Origin of the sequence: Rhizobium sp. CG5 (assembly GCF_023701945.1) — a bacterium.
GTDB lineage: Bacteria > Pseudomonadota > Alphaproteobacteria > Rhizobiales > Rhizobiaceae > Allorhizobium.
In genome coordinates, this window is sequence record NZ_JABAEF010000001.1 from 271597 (window position 1) to 285747 (window position 14151).

The 14151-nt window shown below is 62.6% G+C and carries 20 protein-coding genes; 6 read left to right on the forward strand and 14 right to left on the reverse strand.

What is annotated here, in order from left to right; all coding sequences use genetic code 11:
* Positions 1 to 132 precede the first annotated feature (132 nt).
* From HGO38_RS01235 to HGO38_RS01245, 3 genes are all read left to right on the forward strand, one after another.
* Positions 133 to 1491 (forward strand): diguanylate cyclase, encoded by a 1359-nt coding sequence (locus HGO38_RS01235; RefSeq protein ID WP_250954103.1) that lies wholly within the window; start codon positions 133 to 135, stop codon positions 1489 to 1491.
* 111 nt (positions 1492 to 1602) lie between these two features.
* Complete coding sequence (locus HGO38_RS01240) at positions 1603 to 2529, forward strand: ABC transporter ATP-binding protein (protein WP_250954104.1); 927 nt, start codon at positions 1603 to 1605, stop codon at positions 2527 to 2529.
* Positions 2526 to 3287 (forward strand): ABC transporter permease, encoded by a 762-nt coding sequence (locus HGO38_RS01245; protein WP_250954105.1) that lies wholly within the window; start codon positions 2526 to 2528, stop codon positions 3285 to 3287. Before HGO38_RS01240 ends, HGO38_RS01245 begins: the two co-directional genes overlap by 4 nt.
* Positions 3288 to 3306: 19 nt before the next feature.
* Here HGO38_RS01245 and HGO38_RS01250 read toward each other — a convergent pair whose 3' ends face one another.
* The 3 genes from HGO38_RS01250 to HGO38_RS01260 are packed head-to-tail and all read right to left on the reverse strand — an operon-like array spanning position 3307 to position 5048.
* The gene (locus tag HGO38_RS01250) at positions 3307 to 4008 is read right to left on the reverse strand and encodes a TIGR02281 family clan AA aspartic protease (protein ID WP_250954493.1); all 702 of its coding nucleotides are present in this window, start codon (positions 4006 to 4008) and stop codon (positions 3307 to 3309) included.
* Positions 4005 to 4226, reverse strand: coding sequence for a DUF1289 domain-containing protein (locus HGO38_RS01255; protein ID WP_250954494.1), 222 nt, complete (start codon positions 4224 to 4226; stop codon positions 4005 to 4007). Before HGO38_RS01255 ends, HGO38_RS01250 begins: the two co-directional genes overlap by 4 nt.
* 39 nt (positions 4227 to 4265) lie before the next feature.
* Positions 4266 to 5048: an adenosylcobinamide-GDP ribazoletransferase gene (locus tag HGO38_RS01260; RefSeq protein WP_250954106.1), complete on the reverse strand. Its 783-nt coding sequence runs from the start codon at positions 5046 to 5048 to the stop codon at positions 4266 to 4268.
* 142 nt (positions 5049 to 5190) lie between these two features.
* Between HGO38_RS01260 and cobT the strand changes: the two genes are divergently transcribed.
* The 3 genes from cobT (at position 5191) to HGO38_RS01275 (ending at position 6959) form a co-directional block, all read left to right on the forward strand.
* A complete protein-coding gene (gene cobT, locus HGO38_RS01265) occupies positions 5191 to 6213 on the forward strand; it encodes a nicotinate-nucleotide--dimethylbenzimidazole phosphoribosyltransferase (protein ID WP_250954107.1) in 1023 nt (340 codons plus the stop codon).
* Positions 6206 to 6613, forward strand: a complete 408-nt coding sequence (locus HGO38_RS01270; protein WP_250954108.1) for a diacylglycerol kinase — start codon at positions 6206 to 6208, stop codon at positions 6611 to 6613. Before cobT ends, HGO38_RS01270 begins: the two co-directional genes overlap by 8 nt.
* Before the next feature lie 106 nt (positions 6614 to 6719).
* Entirely contained in the window at positions 6720 to 6959 is a 240-nt protein-coding gene (locus HGO38_RS01275; protein ID WP_250954109.1) for a hypothetical protein, read from the forward strand.
* A 293-nt stretch (positions 6960 to 7252) separates the two neighbouring features.
* Here the strand turns inward: HGO38_RS01275 and HGO38_RS01280 are convergent, their stop codons facing one another.
* From HGO38_RS01280 to HGO38_RS01330, 11 genes are all read right to left on the reverse strand, one after another.
* Positions 7253 to 8413: a tyrosine-type recombinase/integrase gene (locus HGO38_RS01280; RefSeq protein ID WP_250954110.1), complete on the reverse strand. Its 1161-nt coding sequence runs from the start codon at positions 8411 to 8413 to the stop codon at positions 7253 to 7255.
* Positions 8413 to 8679 carry a helix-turn-helix transcriptional regulator gene (locus HGO38_RS01285; protein ID WP_250954111.1) on the reverse strand — a complete coding sequence of 89 codons (267 nt, stop codon included), beginning with the start codon at positions 8677 to 8679 and terminating at the stop codon, positions 8413 to 8415. Before HGO38_RS01285 ends, HGO38_RS01280 begins: the two co-directional genes overlap by 1 nt.
* On the reverse strand, positions 8676 to 9254 hold the full coding sequence (locus tag HGO38_RS01290) for a hypothetical protein (RefSeq protein WP_250954112.1): 579 nt from the start codon (positions 9252 to 9254) through the stop codon (positions 8676 to 8678). Before HGO38_RS01290 ends, HGO38_RS01285 begins: the two co-directional genes overlap by 4 nt.
* 127 nt (positions 9255 to 9381) lie before the next feature.
* Positions 9382 to 9585 (reverse strand): hypothetical protein, encoded by a 204-nt coding sequence (locus HGO38_RS01295; protein ID WP_250954113.1) that lies wholly within the window; start codon positions 9583 to 9585, stop codon positions 9382 to 9384.
* Positions 9582 to 9890, reverse strand: coding sequence for a hypothetical protein (locus HGO38_RS01300; RefSeq protein ID WP_250954114.1), 309 nt, complete (start codon positions 9888 to 9890; stop codon positions 9582 to 9584). Before HGO38_RS01300 ends, HGO38_RS01295 begins: the two co-directional genes overlap by 4 nt.
* Positions 9887 to 10090, reverse strand: coding sequence for a hypothetical protein (locus HGO38_RS01305; protein WP_250954115.1), 204 nt, complete (start codon positions 10088 to 10090; stop codon positions 9887 to 9889). Before HGO38_RS01305 ends, HGO38_RS01300 begins: the two co-directional genes overlap by 4 nt.
* Entirely contained in the window at positions 10087 to 10365 is a 279-nt protein-coding gene (locus HGO38_RS01310; RefSeq protein WP_250954116.1) for a hypothetical protein, read from the reverse strand. The genes HGO38_RS01305 and HGO38_RS01310 overlap by 4 nt, the downstream gene beginning before the upstream one ends.
* The gene (locus HGO38_RS01315; protein ID WP_250954117.1) at positions 10365 to 11549 is read right to left on the reverse strand and encodes a phage Gp37/Gp68 family protein; all 1185 of its coding nucleotides are present in this window, start codon (positions 11547 to 11549) and stop codon (positions 10365 to 10367) included. The genes HGO38_RS01310 and HGO38_RS01315 overlap by 1 nt, the downstream gene beginning before the upstream one ends.
* On the reverse strand, positions 11549 to 12865 hold the full coding sequence (locus tag HGO38_RS01320) for a reverse transcriptase domain-containing protein (protein WP_250954118.1): 1317 nt from the start codon (positions 12863 to 12865) through the stop codon (positions 11549 to 11551). Before HGO38_RS01320 ends, HGO38_RS01315 begins: the two co-directional genes overlap by 1 nt.
* A gap of 4 nt (positions 12866 to 12869) precedes the next feature.
* Positions 12870 to 13238 (reverse strand): diversity-generating retroelement protein Avd, encoded by a 369-nt coding sequence (gene avd / locus HGO38_RS01325; RefSeq protein ID WP_250954119.1) that lies wholly within the window; start codon positions 13236 to 13238, stop codon positions 12870 to 12872.
* Between the two features lie 49 nt (positions 13239 to 13287).
* Positions 13288 to 14151 (reverse strand): phage major tropism determinant, encoded by an 864-nt coding sequence (locus tag HGO38_RS01330; RefSeq protein WP_250954120.1) that lies wholly within the window; start codon positions 14149 to 14151, stop codon positions 13288 to 13290.

Sequence of the window (14151 nt, forward strand, 5' to 3'; positions counted from 1 at the left end):
CTCCCTCGGCCGCGAGGGAGAGATCGGCTCCGGGACTTTCGCACTCGAATATGGGTTGGCGAGCCTCAGGGGTCGCAGCATCATGCTAAAAAGCGCCCCGCTGGTCCGTGACCCGGGGCGAGGGTTATATCCATGTCCTTCGCATTCGATGTCTCGTTTCCTCGGCACAGCACCACGTTCGATGACTGCAATGTCCTGTTGATCGAAGATTCCCGGTCGATTGCTTCCTTTCTGGCGCATCGTCTGAGGACGGAACTGGGGACGGCTGTAACCCATTGCGCGTCCACCAGGGCCGTGCGCAAGGCGATCGCTGCACCCGGGCGCAAATTTGACGTGGCCATCGTCGATCTCAACCTGCCGGATTCGCCCAACGGCGAAGTGCTCGACATGGCGGTCGAGCTGGGCATACCGGCGATCGTCTTCACCGCGACATTCAATCTCGACATGCGCGAGCGCATCGTCGAAAAAGGCGTTTCGGACTACATCATCAAGGACAACGACCGCGCCCTCGACATGGTTGTCGCGTCCGTCGGGCGCGTGCTGTCCAACCGCTTTGTGCGGATCCTGGTTGTCGACGACGCTGCCTCGGCGCGTCAGCACCTGGTCGATCTTCTCACCCTGCAGCAATTCAACGTGGTGCAGGCCACTACCGGCACGCAGGCGCTGCAGATGCTCGAGCAGCATAGCGATATTTCGCTGGTTATTACCGACTACAGCATGCCCGACATGGATGGCTACGAGCTGACGCGCCGCATTCGACGCCATTATGACAGCAACCAGTTGCGCGTCATCGGGATCTCGTCGTCATCGGACCGCCTGCTGTCGGCGAGCTTCCTGAAAGCGGGGGCCTGTGACTTCGTTTATCGGCCCTATGTTGCGGAAGAACTGCAATGCCGGATCAATCATAATATTGAAACGCTGTCGCAGATCGGGCAGTTGCGCGCTGCGGCCTTCAACGACTACCTGACCGGTCTCTACAACCGGCGCTATTTTTTCGAACGGGGGCCGGTGCAGATCGACAAATGCCTGGGGCGGCACGAGCCCTGCAGCGTCGCCATGCTCGACATCGATCATTTCAAGAAGCTCAATGACACCTACGGGCACGAAGGCGGCGATAAGGTGCTGAAAGCCGTGGCTGCCAAGCTGAAGCCGCTGATGGCCGACCAGGCGTGCCTGCTCGGGCGTCTCGGCGGAGAGGAGTTCGGCCTGCTGCTGCCGGGCCACGATTCGGCCCAAGCCGCTATTCTTTGCGAAACGCTTCGCCAGAGCCTTTCGGAGATGAAGGTGGCGATCAATGACAAGGAGGTGTCGATCACCGTCTCCTTCGGGGTGGCCGAGGTCCGCGGGCGGGAAAATTTCGACAATTACCTGAATGCCGCCGATCAGTTCCTCTACCTGGCCAAACGCTATGGCCGCAACCAGGTCTATTCCGATCGGTCGATCCTGGACGACCCGGCATCGAGAGCCGTGGGATCAGCCGTGGGATCATAAGCTGTCAGCCGCCAAACGGTAATTTGGCGGGCGGGCTGGTGATCGGGGCGCGAGAACCTATATAGGGGAACCATTCTTACCCTTTTGCCCCACCCATCCGAGAAGGTGCCCATGGCTCCGATCATTTCCATTCGCGACCTGACCAAGACCTATGCCAACGGTTTCAAGGCCCTCAAGGGCGTGACGCTCGATATCGAGGAAGGCGAGATCCTTGCCCTGCTCGGGCCGAACGGTGCCGGCAAGACGACACTGATCTCGATCGTCTGCGGCATCGCCAATCCGAGCGGCGGGTCGGTGATGGTCGACGGCTTCGACGTCGTCAAGGATTTCCGCAAGACCCGCGGTATGATCGGCCTGGTGCCGCAGGAACTGACCACCGACATGTTCGAGACCGTCATCAACACGGTCAGTTTTTCGCGCGGCCTCAACGGCCTGCCGGCCGATCCCGCCCATATCGAAAAGGTGCTGAAATCGCTCAGCCTCTGGGACAAGCGCGACAATGCGCTGCGCGAGCTCTCGGGCGGCATGAAGCGGCGCGTGCTGATCGCCAAGGCTTTGTCGCACGAGCCACGCATCCTGTTTCTCGACGAGCCGACGGCTGGCGTCGATGTCAGCCTGCGCAAGGACATGTGGCAATTGGTGAGCCGGCTGCGCGAGACCGGCGTGACGATCATCCTGACCACCCATTACATCGAGGAAGCCCAGGAGATTGCCGACCGGATTGGCATTGTCAATCAGGGCGAGCTGTTGCTGGTCGAGGAGAAAAATGCGCTGATGCGCAAGCTCGGTCGCAAGCAGCTCATTCTCGACCTTGCCAAGCCGATCACTGAAGTCCCGGCAACGCTCTCGGCTTTCAACCTGCTGCTGCAGGAGGAGGGATCACAGCTGGTCTACGATTACGATGCCGAAAAGGACCATGGCGGCATTCCGGGCCTGCTGGCGGCCATCGAGGCGTCGGGCCTGCATTTTTCCGACCTCTCCACCCGCCAGACCTCGCTTGAGGATATTTTCGTTTCGCTGATCGGAGACGCGTCATGAATTTCGAAGCCATCAAGGCCATCTATTACTACGAAATGGCGCGCACCGGCCGCACTCTGCTGCAGAGCGTCGTCTCTCCCGTTGTCTCGACGGCCCTCTATTTCATCGTCTTCGGCGCCGCGGTCGGGCCACGCATGCAGGAAATCGAGGGTGTGTCCTATGGCGCGTTCATCACGCCCGGCCTGATCATGCTGACGCTGATTTCGCAATGCCTGGCGAACGGCGCCAACGGCATCTATTTCCCGAAATTCACCGGCACGATCTACGAAATCCTCTCGGCGCCGGTCGCCATGACGGAAATCCTGATCGGCTATGTCGGGGCCGCGACCACCAAGGGCATGCTGATCGGCCTGATCATCCTGGCCACCGCTGCCTTCTTCGTCGATCTCAAGATCGACCATCCCGTCCTGATGATCGTCTTCATGCTGCTGACGGCCATGACCTTCAGCATGGCCGGTTTCATCATCGGCATCTGGGCGAAGAATTTCGAGCAGTTGAGCCTGGTGCCGATGCTGGTCGTGCCGCCGCTGACCTTTCTCGGCGGCACCTTCTATTCCGTCAGCATGCTGCCGCCCTTCTGGCAGACGGCCAGCCATTTCAATCCGGTGCTCTATCTTGTCAGCGGCTTCCGCTGGAGCTTCTTTGAAGTGGCGGATGTCGATCCGCTGATCAGCGTGGGCATGGTCGGCATCTTCCTGGCGCTCTGCCTCGGTTTCCTCACCTGGGTGTTCCGCACCGGCTACAAGCTGCGCAACTGATCGGCCATCGGGGTTGGGCTCAGTCGCGCAGGCGCAATTCATCCGTCTGCATTTGCAGGGAGCCGAGCGTCGACAGGAATGACATGCCGAGCAGGCTCTGGTCGAGCTTGCCCTCCTCGGCAACCATGGCCGGAATGTTCTGCCGGACGATCGGGCCAATGGCCACCTGCGCCAGCCTTATCGGCGCTGCCGTGGCCCGGCCGTTGGCGGTCAGGATCGTCTGGGTATAGTTCAGATTGGCAGGGTCGATGCCGATCCTGACGGCATCCTCGAAGCTCAGTGCCACCGAGGATGCACCGGTATCGATCAGCATCGGCACCGCGACACCGTCGACATCCACCGTCGTTTCGAAGTGGCCGCCGAGCGACTTGTGCAGGATCACCTCCATGCCGCCCTCGCTGGTCGTGACCACCACGGCCCGACCGGGCATGAGGCCGGCCAACAGGCGATTGCCGACGGCGGAAAAATCGTTGCGGTAGAGATAGCCGGTGACCAGCACCAGGATGATCAGCAGCCACCAGGCGATCTGGCGGACGCTCTCGCTCAACGAGCGGCGGCTTGCCAGGATGCCGACCGAGAGCAGGGCGGCAAAGGGCAGCAGGGTGATCATCCGGCCGAAACTGTCATTGTCCATGCCGAAACTGCGACCGCTGTCGTGATTAAACAGCAGAACGGCCAGGCCAAAGCCGAGAATTGCCAGAACGATGATCAGGCGCATCAGAGCGTCTCGCCCTGGCGCGCCATGAGGCTGCGGCGGGTTTCGCGGCGTGGCTTGCGTTCAAGGCCTTTGAGCCGTTCGGCCAGTTGCCCCATCACGGTGCTGCGTTCTTGGTCGGAATAGCTGGTCCAGGCGCCGATCTCGTCGCGGGTGCGGCCGCAGCCGAAGCAGTAGCCGGTTTTGCTGTCGATCGAACAGAGGAGGATGCAGGGCGATTCCATCATACGGGCCTTGTTGTCTGGCTTTTCCATATTGGGTGGTCAGGCGGCCATGGCAAGGGCGGTCAGGCCGACGGCTTCGCAAATCTGCTGGCAGGCGCCGATCGTATCGCCGGTGTGGCCGCCGATGCGGCGGCGCACAAACCCGAGAAAGGCGACCGCTGCCCCGGCACTGGCGGCAAGGGTGATCAATAGCGCGAAGACCGATGCGGCCGGGATGATCGTGATGGCGGCAATCACAGCGGCTGAGATCAGAGCGACATGCAGGGCCGATTTTTGCGGAGATCCGAGCGAGGACGCGACACCGTCGGCGCGGGCGGGCGGGAGTGAGGCCCAGTGCCAGACCATCAGCGCCCGGCTGAGGGCTGCGATGGCCGGCAGGCAGGCGGCAGCGGCGAGGGGGGGCAGGTGCTGGGCGAGGGCCGCGATCGCCGCGATGCGCAGGGCAAACCCCAGGATCAGGGCGACGACGCCATAGGAGCCGACCCGGCTGTCCTTCATGATGATCAGCGCATGGTCCTTGTCGCGGCCGCCGCCAAGGCCATCGGCGGTGTCACCGAGGCCGTCTTCGTGCAGGGCGCCGGTCAGCAGCGTCTGCACGGACAGGGCTGCCACTGTCGCCATCAGCGGTGTGGCGCCAAGGCTGAGCATAATCGCCAGCACGACGGCGACCGGCAGGAGGATGAGGGCTCCGGCCAGCGGAAAGCCCTGGACCATGCGTGTCATCGTCCCGGTCTGGCCGGTGAAAAAACGGCCGGGAACGGGCAGGCGGCTCAAGAAAGCCAGGGACCGGGCGGTATCGCCATAAAATTCACGCAAATCCATCGGATCGCGGCACTCCATTGTCGAAGGTGAACACATAGGCAAAGGGCAGGGCCGCTTTATGGGTTGTTGCGGTCCGTCCGTCTGCGTATTAGATGAGCCCACAAAGCCCGATTTTGCCTAGAAACACAAGAAAGCCTGCCTGATGAGCGTCACCGGTCTGCCATTCGATGATTTCCGTTCGCTTCTGCGCGACCTGCCCGGTCCGGATACGGCGGCGCTCGTGGCGGCGCGCGATCGTGACCGGCAGCTGACCAAGCCGCCGGGTTCGCTCGGGCGGCTGGAGGAAATCGCCATGTGGCTTGCGGCCTGGACGGGCCGGCCGCCGGCGGTCAACCGGCCGCTGGTGGCGATCTTTGCCGGCAATCATGGTGTCACGAAACACGGCATCACGCCCTATTCGTCGTCGGTGACCCAGCAGATGGTCGAGAATTTTGCAGCCGGCGGTGCGGCGATCAACCAGATCTGCGTGACCCATGATCTCGGCCTGAAGATTTTCGATCTGGCGCTCGATTACCCGACCGGCGACATCACCTGCGAGCCGGCGCTGTCGGAGCGCGACTGCGCGGCGACGATGGCGTTCGGCATGGAGGCGATTGCCGGCGGAACCGATCTGCTCTGCATCGGCGAAATGGGGATCGGCAACACGACGATTGCTGCGGCCATCAACCTGGCCCTCTACGGCGGCACGGCCGAGGACTGGGTCGGTCCGGGAACCGGGTCGCAAGGCGAGGTGCTGCAGCGCAAGACCGCGGCGGTCGAGGCGGCCGTCCATTTCCACCGCGATCATCTCGACGATCCGTTCGAGGTGCTGCGGCGGCTTGGCGGCCGCGAGATTGCCGCCATGGCCGGCGCGATCCTGGCGGCTCGCATGGAAAAGATTCCGGTGCTGATCGACGGCTATGTGGCGACCTCGGCTGCGGCTATCCTGAAGGCCATCAACCCGTCGGCACTCGACCATTGCCTGATCGGCCATGTCTCGGGCGAGCCCGGCCATCTGCGGGCGATCGAAAAGCTCGGCAAGACGCCGCTTCTGGCGCTCGGCATGCGGCTTGGCGAGGGGACGGGGGCAGCGCTGGCGGCCGGCATCGTCAAGGCGGCCGCGGCCTGCCATGCCGGGATGGCGACCTTCGACAGTGCCGGAGTGACCAACAAAACCCATGAGTGAGCCTGTCACCCGCGAGGCGGGACCACGGCATGCCAGTGCCAATCCGATCCGCAAAGTCACCGGCTTTGCCCATGTCTTTGCCGCCTCGCGCTATTCGCTGCAGGGCTTCCGGCGGTTGATCGGCGAATCGGCCTTTCGCCATGAGCTGATCGCGCTTGCCGCCGGCTTGGCTCTGTTTGCCATTGCAGGGGCAGCCCTGTGGGAATACCTGGCCTTCCTCGTGCTGATGCTGGTGCTGTTTGCCATCGAGGCGCTCAATACGGCCATCGAGGAACTGGTCGACCGGATCTCGCCGGAAATCTCCACGGTCGGCCGCAATGCCAAGGACTTGGGCTCGTTCGCGGTGTTCTGCCTGCTGGTCGCCAACGGCCTGTTTGCCGGCTACGTCGTCTTTTTCTGATCGTCAGAAACGTCTCAGCCCCGGCACCGCGCTGTGCCGGGAGGCTGCCCGACGGGCATCGGTTTGCGATGCCCGCTGGAACTCGCGCGCTTATAAAGGAAAAACCATGAAAATTCTTCGCATCCTGCTGACCGTAGTACTGGCCATCGTGCTGGTCGCCGGCTTCCGCTGGTATCGCTATGTCACCAATGTCGAAAGCCCCTACAACGAAGTGGGAATCGAATTGAACAGCCGCATGCCGGGACCGATCAACAAATGGGGCTGCGACAGACTGCACACCACCTTCACCACCCAGCTGCCACCCTATGGCTGCCAGTCGACGGCGGATGCGACGCAGTGGCTGTAAGGGCTTAAAGCAGACTGATGGACGCTATTGCCCGGATGGGCTGGTAGCGTCCCTTATCGTCTCTGATGATGATCCACCCAGGCTGGCTCGACGACGTGTATGGAACCGCCACAACCACAGGAGCGGCATTGTCATTGGCCGATCGCCGTTGCGATTTCGGCAGGCAAATCAATAATGTGTCGTGAAATTAGGAAGGGAATGGAGGCCTCGCCCGGAATGGGGTTTGGGCTTATTTGTCAGGCACTTGGCGCACGGTGCGCCACACTTTCGGCTTCTGGAAATGCCGTTTTATTTCAAGGCGCGCTGCCACACCCTGCCACACCTTCGGCATCTGCCAGCAGGGTTGCGCCGATGCCGTCCCAGTTGATCTTGGCGACGGCCTGACGGGCGAGGCGGGCGCGTTCGGCGTTGCGGGTGTAGATTTTCGAGGTCTTGCCGTCGGTCCAGCCGAACATGGCTTCCATCATCGAATCAGTGGCCTCGTTATGGGCCTGGTCGGTGGCGAGGCCCTTGCGAACCGAATGGGCTGTCAGGTGCGGAAGGCCGGCCTGGGTGAACCAGTCGGACACGCGGTTGCCAAGCCCCTTGACCGAAAAGGCCTTGCCATACTCGGTCTGCATATAGGTCATGCCGGTGACCTTATGGTTGGCCAGCACCGCCTCAAGGATGGGGTGGATGGCGATCTCGATATCAACGGGCGTGCGATTGCGGTTCTTGAAGAGCCGCAGCTTGAACATATCCTTGCGGCGGTGCTGCGGGCCGATCGCCGCCAGATCCGAGACGCGGAAGCCGGTGAACATCAACAGCGCCATGGCCAGTACGGCTTTCGATCCCTGTCCGTGATGGGCGATAAACTGTTTCAACTCGTCCGGCGTGGCCGTGCTGTGGCCGTCGCTGCGGGCGCGGAACGGCTGCACCAGGCGCGCCGTGTTCTGCACGTAAGGTCGGCCGGCGGCATCCTTGGTGTCGAGGATCTGGCGCAGGATCTTCAGGCGCTCGTCGGCAGCAAAAGGCGTTTCTTTCTTGCGGTCGCGCAGGATTTCCAGATTGCGGATATCGAGGCGCGCCATCGGCATTTCGGCAAAGCGCGGGCCTGCCGGGTTCTTGGCCGAAACCGGCTCATCCCACATGGATTCGATGATGGCGCGGCGCTTCCCCTGCGTCGTGAGGTCAAGCATGGTGAAGGCAGACGAGCGCATATAGGCCAGAGACAGCCACTGGAAGGTGTTGGGCTTGACCGTGACATGCAGCGGGCGCGGGCGTTCCTCGCGCTCCAGCGCCTTGCCGGACGCGCTGCGGGCCACCCAATAGGCCTTGGCAAAGTCTTCGCTGTCGATATCGTCGGGCAAACGGCAGATGCGCCGACCGTCGATGCGGAAATAATAGCGCATCGTGCCGTGGCGGCTCTTGTTGGTCTCGACATAGGGCAGATCGATATTGGCCAAATCCCGCATCAGGAGGCCGTCCACTGATCGTCCGGCCCGTCCTGCCTTTCATGGGTGTCGAACTCTGCCGCGCCGGCATCTTCGGGCCAGGCCTGCAGCGCTGCTTCCACATCGGACAGCAGCCAGACCTTGCGCGTGTGCCAGCGGCGCGGCGGTGGAAGGTAGCCTTCCTTGACCATCTGATCAACAGAGGTGGCGCTGACGCCGATCGCCTGGGCCAGCTCGACACGATTGAGGCCGAGGCGCGGCACGCTGCGGGGCGGGGCAGGGTTCATGGCGCCGTCCTCCACTTGAAATAATCAGCCAGCAGATCCTTCCACCTTGCGCAGGCAGCCAGATCTTCGTTGAGTTCCTTCCTGGAGCTGATCGCCAGAACACTGCGAACCTTGGTCTCAACGCGCTCTAGGTCGGTGGCGTTGGCCAGACCGTGGCACTCGATGAGGTATCGCCGGAACAGGTGGTCATCCTTGCACCGCATGGCGCATTCGGCAGCATAATTGCCCTCCGGCTTGCCAGCCATCCGACACTGCAAGGTGTGGATCTCGGCGGTCAGACGGTTGATCTCGGCGCGCTGGGCGCGGATACGGTCATAGGCGCGGGCGAGCAGCTCCAGCAGAAAGACCTGGTCGGCGTGGGCGTAGATCAGGAAATCGCGATCGGCATAGCCGCAATCGGGCGTGAGAATGCAGATCGCCACCGGATCCGTGCCCGGTGCCAGCATGGCGCCGATGCGCTCATGCTCGCGGCCACGGGCGATCAGATGCCAATCGCGACTGGCCTCATTGGTGCGGATCTGGATCTGTTCCAGTCGGCGGGCATTGGCGAGTCGGCGATCGGCGTCGGTGGTCATAGGGCCGGCTCGCCAAACGAAACCACGACGCCAAGACAGGGCAGCGGGAAAATGTAGAGCCGGCGCTTATGCCGGTCCCAGAACAGGCCAACCCAGAGGTCATACCATGCGAAAATGGGGCGGATCGTCACAGCAGCCTCCCCTCGCGCGACCTAGCGCAATCCGGGCAAGTGTGGTGCCACACGCCGGCGAGCTTCTTCGGCTTCCAGCCTTCGCGCTGGATATCGCCCATCATGGTCAGGAAGTCGGCCTCGCCATAGGTGTGGCGATAGACGGTCGGGCAGGCATCGCAGCGCACAGTGAGGGTTTCGAGCTTGCGGGTGAGGGTCATTGGCGGATCCCTCCCAACGTAATGACCTGCGCCTTTCCGTGGTTTTTCGTCATGGCCTCGGCCAGCGCACGGGGGCGCGTATCGTCCATAACCTTGCGCATCGCCTTGCGGTGTCTGGGATCCTCGATTGAGGCCAGCATGGCAGCTTCATTGGCAACCAAAGCGCTGGCCAGCGCATTCATGATCGGCGCTTCAAACGTGCGCGCCGTGGCCATGATTGTCTCATTAATGGCATCGGTGAGGATCTTGGCCTGCCGGCGCTCTTCGGTTTTGTATTCGTCGTATCCGGGAGGGTTCGGGGTCATGGCTGCGGCTCCGCTGGCGTTGCATCCGGAAGCGGCTCACCGTCGAACGTAGTGTAGATCTCCGGCTCGATCACGTAGGTCGTCGCGCCCTTGAACGGCTCCAGGCTCCACATGCGCAGACTGATGGCCGGCCATGTGGCTTCGGACTTGCCGAACTGCACATAGATGCGATCAGGGATTTTTGCGTCTGTCTCGCTCATCTTGCATGCTCCTGGTAGGGCCGCGCCTGGATCGACAGGCGGGGCAGGGTGATGGGGCCGTCGATGCGGGACATGATCCATGTCGGGACGATCATGCGATCGGGATCGGCGGGGCGAGAAAGGCTTTCCAGCGGTGCGACGAGGCCAAGGCGTTTCAGCCTGGCGTCGACGGCGGACAGGCTGCAGCTGCAAGCGGCTGCGATATTGCGCCGGCCAAGGCCGGAGGCGACCATGCGGCGCATTTCGCTATCGGCGGGGAGTTTGATGTTGGACATCAGCGCACCTCCGGGAAGGCATTGTGTTCGACGCCGTCGAGCAGGCGGCCGGCAACGGACTTCTCGAAACGAAGGAAATTGCCCTGCCAGGGGAAGTCACCCTCTGGCTGCTGAAAGCCGTTTCGATACGGCGCATGGAGCCGGGCACGCGCTTCCGTCACATTGCCGAGACGGTCAAAACGCGAGCAGTTGGTGAAGCCGCTGGCAACGTCACGCCATTCGCGCCAGTGACCCCATTGCTTGAACAGGAAGGGCACGCCAGCGGCGGCGCATTGGTCGCGCAGGGATCTGGCCCAGTCGGGGTGCATCGGATGGGCGGCCCTGCCGCTTTCGCCGCCCACGACGACCCAGTCGAGGCGAGGTAGTATTTCCAATTCTGGGTCAGGCATTTCTGCGAGGTTGTACCAGTCCATAAAACTGGTCTCCCAATCTTGTTCGGTGCCCTGCCAGTTTTCAATTTCGTCACCCCATAGTCTGATATTGAGGGCGTCGACAAAACTGTCGTTATCGACGTCGATCGTCGTCAGGTTGATCAGACCCAGCAGCGGCTCTGCACTAATCCAACGGATGGTGGCTGGTGTTTGAAGCAGGACCGGGATACGCTCTACAGCGCGCTTCTGGTCTTCGACGGACACTCCGCACCAGACATTTGGCAGCGGCCAGAGGCCCAGCATGACTTTGTTGCCGGCTGGCGCCACATCATGGGTCCGGGGCGTCGTGAGGATGGCCTTGACGCCGTCGACGACAACCATGTCCATCACCAGGTCGTAGACCCTCTGCACGGTCTCGGGATTGCTCAGATAGGCCCGCATGCGTTCTGGCCGCTTGGTCAGCACCTGAAACGTGTGGCGCGGGCTGAGCGCCATGACGGCAAAGATCTGGTCGAGCCATGCGTCTGTCACACCTTCGGCGAAGAGATCGCCATGGGCGCAAACGAATATCATGCGCGGCTTGGTCCAAAGCAGCGGCTGGTCGAGCCATTGCTCGTTGAAGCGCACCTCGCCGGTCCAGACCGGGCCGGCCTTGCTGTCCTTGGTCAGGCCTTCGCGGCTCGGGTGGTGCTTCAGCCTCGTGCCGGCGAGCTTCATGGCATAACAATTGGTGCAGCCCGGCGAGACCAAGGAACAGCCGGTAATCGGGTTCCATGTGGCGTCGGTCCATTCGATCTTGGTGTGGTCGGCCATTAGGCGACTCCCTTCGTGAGATTTGCGGTTTGGACATCGAGGCTGCGCAGCAGGTTGCGGCTGTCGGCCCATTTGGCGTGGCCGGTCCAGGCGGCCAGAAAGCGCTCCAGACGCACAAAATCGCCGCCGGCGCGGTAGGCGCGGATCTTGCGGCGGGCGCGGGTGACACTGTCGCGGCGTAAGAGCTTGTGGCTTGGCCAGATGCGATAGCCGACGAAATTGACGCCGCGGCTGATGGGCTGGATGCTCCATTTGGAAAAGCGCAAGCCCAGTCGATCGCGCGACAGCTGCTCGATCGAGCCGCGCACTTTACGCAGATGGTCGGGATCGCGGCCGAGCACGACGATATCGTCCATGTAGCGATACCAGCAGCGCTCACCGAGATCCTGCTGCAAGTGGCGATCGACCACGCCGGCATAGATATTGGCGAAGATCTGCGAGGTCAGGCTGCCGATCGGCAGGCCGATACCCTGGCGCGGCAGCATGGCCTCGATCAGGGTGAGCGTTGCCCGGCAGGAAATTTTTGTCTCGATCAGTTGCCACAGGGCGCCGCGCTCGATGCTGTAGAAATAGCGGAAAAAGTCTGTCTTCAGGGCATGGAGCGGGCCGTCACGATCGAGCCGGCGCATATCGGCCTGCAACAGGATGGCGGCGGCATGGGTGCCCTTGCCGGGGCGGCAGGCGAAGCTGCGCGGCAACAGGGTGCGATCGAAGATTGGCGCGATGACGGCGCAAAGGGCCTGCTGGGCAATGCGATCCTCAAAAGGCAGGGCGGAAATCAAGCGTTCCTTGGGATCGAAGATGCGGAACTGGCGGGGTTCGCCCGATTGATAGGTACCGTCGCGCATGCGGCCGGCCAGTAGATGCAGGTTGAGGGCGGCATATTCCTTGTATTCCAGGTGGCCCGGCGTCAGCCGTTTGCCAAGCGAGGTCAGCCGGAAGGCCTCGCGCATGTTGGCGTCCGATGTGATGGTGTCGATCAGGTTGCGGTATTTGCGGGCCATGGCCTTGTTCTCCAAATGCCGGTCGCGGGTTTCGACGGCGGTGTCGCCGCTACTCCCCGCTGTACCGGACCTTGCAATGTCTTCGCCGAAGCCGGACGGAAAGGCCGACCACCCTGGCGCGTAAACGCCGGTGGACTGTGGCCGGCGGGACCGTGGCCACCGCCGCGCCGGAAGAGGGTCGTCGCAGGCGCCACGAGCGGACAGGTTGTCGTTCGAGTTGTCCGGCCAGTTGTCGAGGTTCGCGTAACGCGAGCCCGCGTTCGAGCCGTTGATCCACGAGCCGCCGAAGATGGACGGGCGCAACAAAGTCATACCCCTACCGCCCGTCACGTTTTGCCGCCTTCACCCATTGTCCGAGCATGGCGCCCACCTCGGCCAGGCGGCGCAAAGCCACCTGGTGCTGATGGTGCGATAGGATGCGGACAGCGGGAGAGGCGGCAAAACGCAACCAGAACCGCAGCGTCGCCAGATGGGCATCGGCTGCGTAGAGCCGCGAGGCCTGTTTCGATTTCGCAGCCTGATACAGGAGGCTGACAGTCTCCATCAGCATGCCGATCATATTGTCCCGCAGCGCGCCGTGGCGCTTCGGGAAGGCTTGAAAGATCGGGTAGAGATAGGACACGACGGCCTCGTATTTCTCGACGATCGCCAGATCACGACTGCTGCCATTCTCGTCTTTGATCATGTCCGGCGTTCCTGTTGGAGGGTTCAGCAGGTCCGCGCTTTCGCGCGAACTAGACAGGGCTCAGGTGGTCGCAGGCGCCACGAGCGGACAGGTTGCCGATCGAGCTGCCCGGCCAGCTGCCGAGGATCGCGAAACGCGAGCCCGCGTTCGAGCCGCTGATCCACGAGCCGCCGAAGATGGACGGGCGGGGATCGTCGGGGTCGCCGTCCGTGCCCCAGACCCAGAGATTGCCGGTGGCCTGCATCATGCCCCAGCGACTGGTGCGGGCGGCGTCCAGGCCGGTAAAATCTGGATCTTTGGGCGCGGCTGATCTTTCGGTGACGCCGACGGCGGCCGCCTTGAACTCGTCATAGGTCATCAGGCGCTTGCCGTGGCCGGCATAGATCGCCGTGGCGGTGGCGTAATCGAGCAGGTCAAGCGAGCGGCCGTCGGCGATCTTGACGCCGTAACGGCTGGTGCCTTGGGTTACGTGATCCCTGCCAAGCTTGTAGATGTCGCCCCATAGGCGCTGGCTGTCGGCCGTCTCAAAGGCAAACATGCCGCGCGGATCGCAATAGGCAGGCCGAAATCTGATATCCCAGATCGATGCGGGATTGATGGCCGGCACGGCATCGCCGCCGGTGCGGGCAGGAGCATTGCCGCCGGGAGCGTAGTGGAAACCGGCAAAAGCGCCTGTTTCGATCGGGTTTTGTTTGTCGGCCGGAGTGACGACGGGCTTGCCATCCTCGCCCAGGCTGACGGCATAATCCGTGCCGGGAACAAGCTCGGGAGGGGAAAGCGCTGTTTCCCACTCAAAACCGTGGACTTTGCCGTCGACGGTGATCTCCGTTCCGGCGTGAATGATGATGCTGTCGCGGCCGGTGGCAAAAAGGACGGGACTTGTCAGGCGTGGGTTGTTGATGGCGATGCTCAT

What these genes read in the sequence shown, in the direction of transcription:
- HGO38_RS01300 (WP_250954114.1), bottom strand. Translation starts at nt 9,890, where the DNA reads ATGACCCCGAACCCTCCCGGATACGACGAATACAAAACCGAAGAGCGC.
- HGO38_RS01280 (WP_250954110.1), bottom strand. Translation starts at nt 8,413, where the DNA reads ATGCGGGATTTGGCCAATATCGATCTGCCCTATGTCGAGACCAACAAG.
- HGO38_RS01255 (WP_250954494.1), bottom strand. Translation starts at nt 4,226, where the DNA reads ATGGAATCGCCCTGCATCCTCCTCTGTTCGATCGACAGCAAAACCGGC.
- avd (WP_250954119.1), bottom strand. Translation starts at nt 13,238, where the DNA reads ATGATCAAAGACGAGAATGGCAGCAGTCGTGATCTGGCGATCGTCGAG.
- HGO38_RS01245 (WP_250954105.1), top strand. Translation starts at nt 2,526, where the DNA reads ATGAATTTCGAAGCCATCAAGGCCATCTATTACTACGAAATGGCGCGC.
- HGO38_RS01320 (WP_250954118.1), bottom strand. Translation starts at nt 12,865, where the DNA reads ATGACTTTGTTGCGCCCGTCCATCTTCGGCGGCTCGTGGATCAACGGC.
- HGO38_RS01260 (WP_250954106.1), bottom strand. Translation starts at nt 5,048, where the DNA reads ATGGATTTGCGTGAATTTTATGGCGATACCGCCCGGTCCCTGGCTTTC.
- HGO38_RS01270 (WP_250954108.1), top strand. Translation starts at nt 6,206, where the DNA reads ATGAGTGAGCCTGTCACCCGCGAGGCGGGACCACGGCATGCCAGTGCC.
- HGO38_RS01295 (WP_250954113.1), bottom strand. Translation starts at nt 9,585, where the DNA reads ATGACCCTCACCCGCAAGCTCGAAACCCTCACTGTGCGCTGCGATGCC.
- HGO38_RS01235 (WP_250954103.1), top strand. Translation starts at nt 133, where the DNA reads ATGTCCTTCGCATTCGATGTCTCGTTTCCTCGGCACAGCACCACGTTC.
- cobT (WP_250954107.1), top strand. Translation starts at nt 5,191, where the DNA reads ATGAGCGTCACCGGTCTGCCATTCGATGATTTCCGTTCGCTTCTGCGC.
- HGO38_RS01285 (WP_250954111.1), bottom strand. Translation starts at nt 8,679, where the DNA reads ATGAACCCTGCCCCGCCCCGCAGCGTGCCGCGCCTCGGCCTCAATCGT.
- HGO38_RS01330 (WP_250954120.1), bottom strand. Translation starts at nt 14,151, where the DNA reads ATGAGCATCGCCATCAACAACCCACGCCTGACAAGTCCCGTCCTTTTT.
- HGO38_RS01310 (WP_250954116.1), bottom strand. Translation starts at nt 10,365, where the DNA reads ATGTCCAACATCAAACTCCCCGCCGATAGCGAAATGCGCCGCATGGTC.
- HGO38_RS01240 (WP_250954104.1), top strand. Translation starts at nt 1,603, where the DNA reads ATGGCTCCGATCATTTCCATTCGCGACCTGACCAAGACCTATGCCAAC.
- HGO38_RS01305 (WP_250954115.1), bottom strand. Translation starts at nt 10,090, where the DNA reads ATGAGCGAGACAGACGCAAAAATCCCTGATCGCATCTATGTGCAGTTC.
- HGO38_RS01275 (WP_250954109.1), top strand. Translation starts at nt 6,720, where the DNA reads ATGAAAATTCTTCGCATCCTGCTGACCGTAGTACTGGCCATCGTGCTG.
- HGO38_RS01290 (WP_250954112.1), bottom strand. Translation starts at nt 9,254, where the DNA reads ATGACCACCGACGCCGATCGCCGACTCGCCAATGCCCGCCGACTGGAA.
- HGO38_RS01315 (WP_250954117.1), bottom strand. Translation starts at nt 11,549, where the DNA reads ATGGCCGACCACACCAAGATCGAATGGACCGACGCCACATGGAACCCG.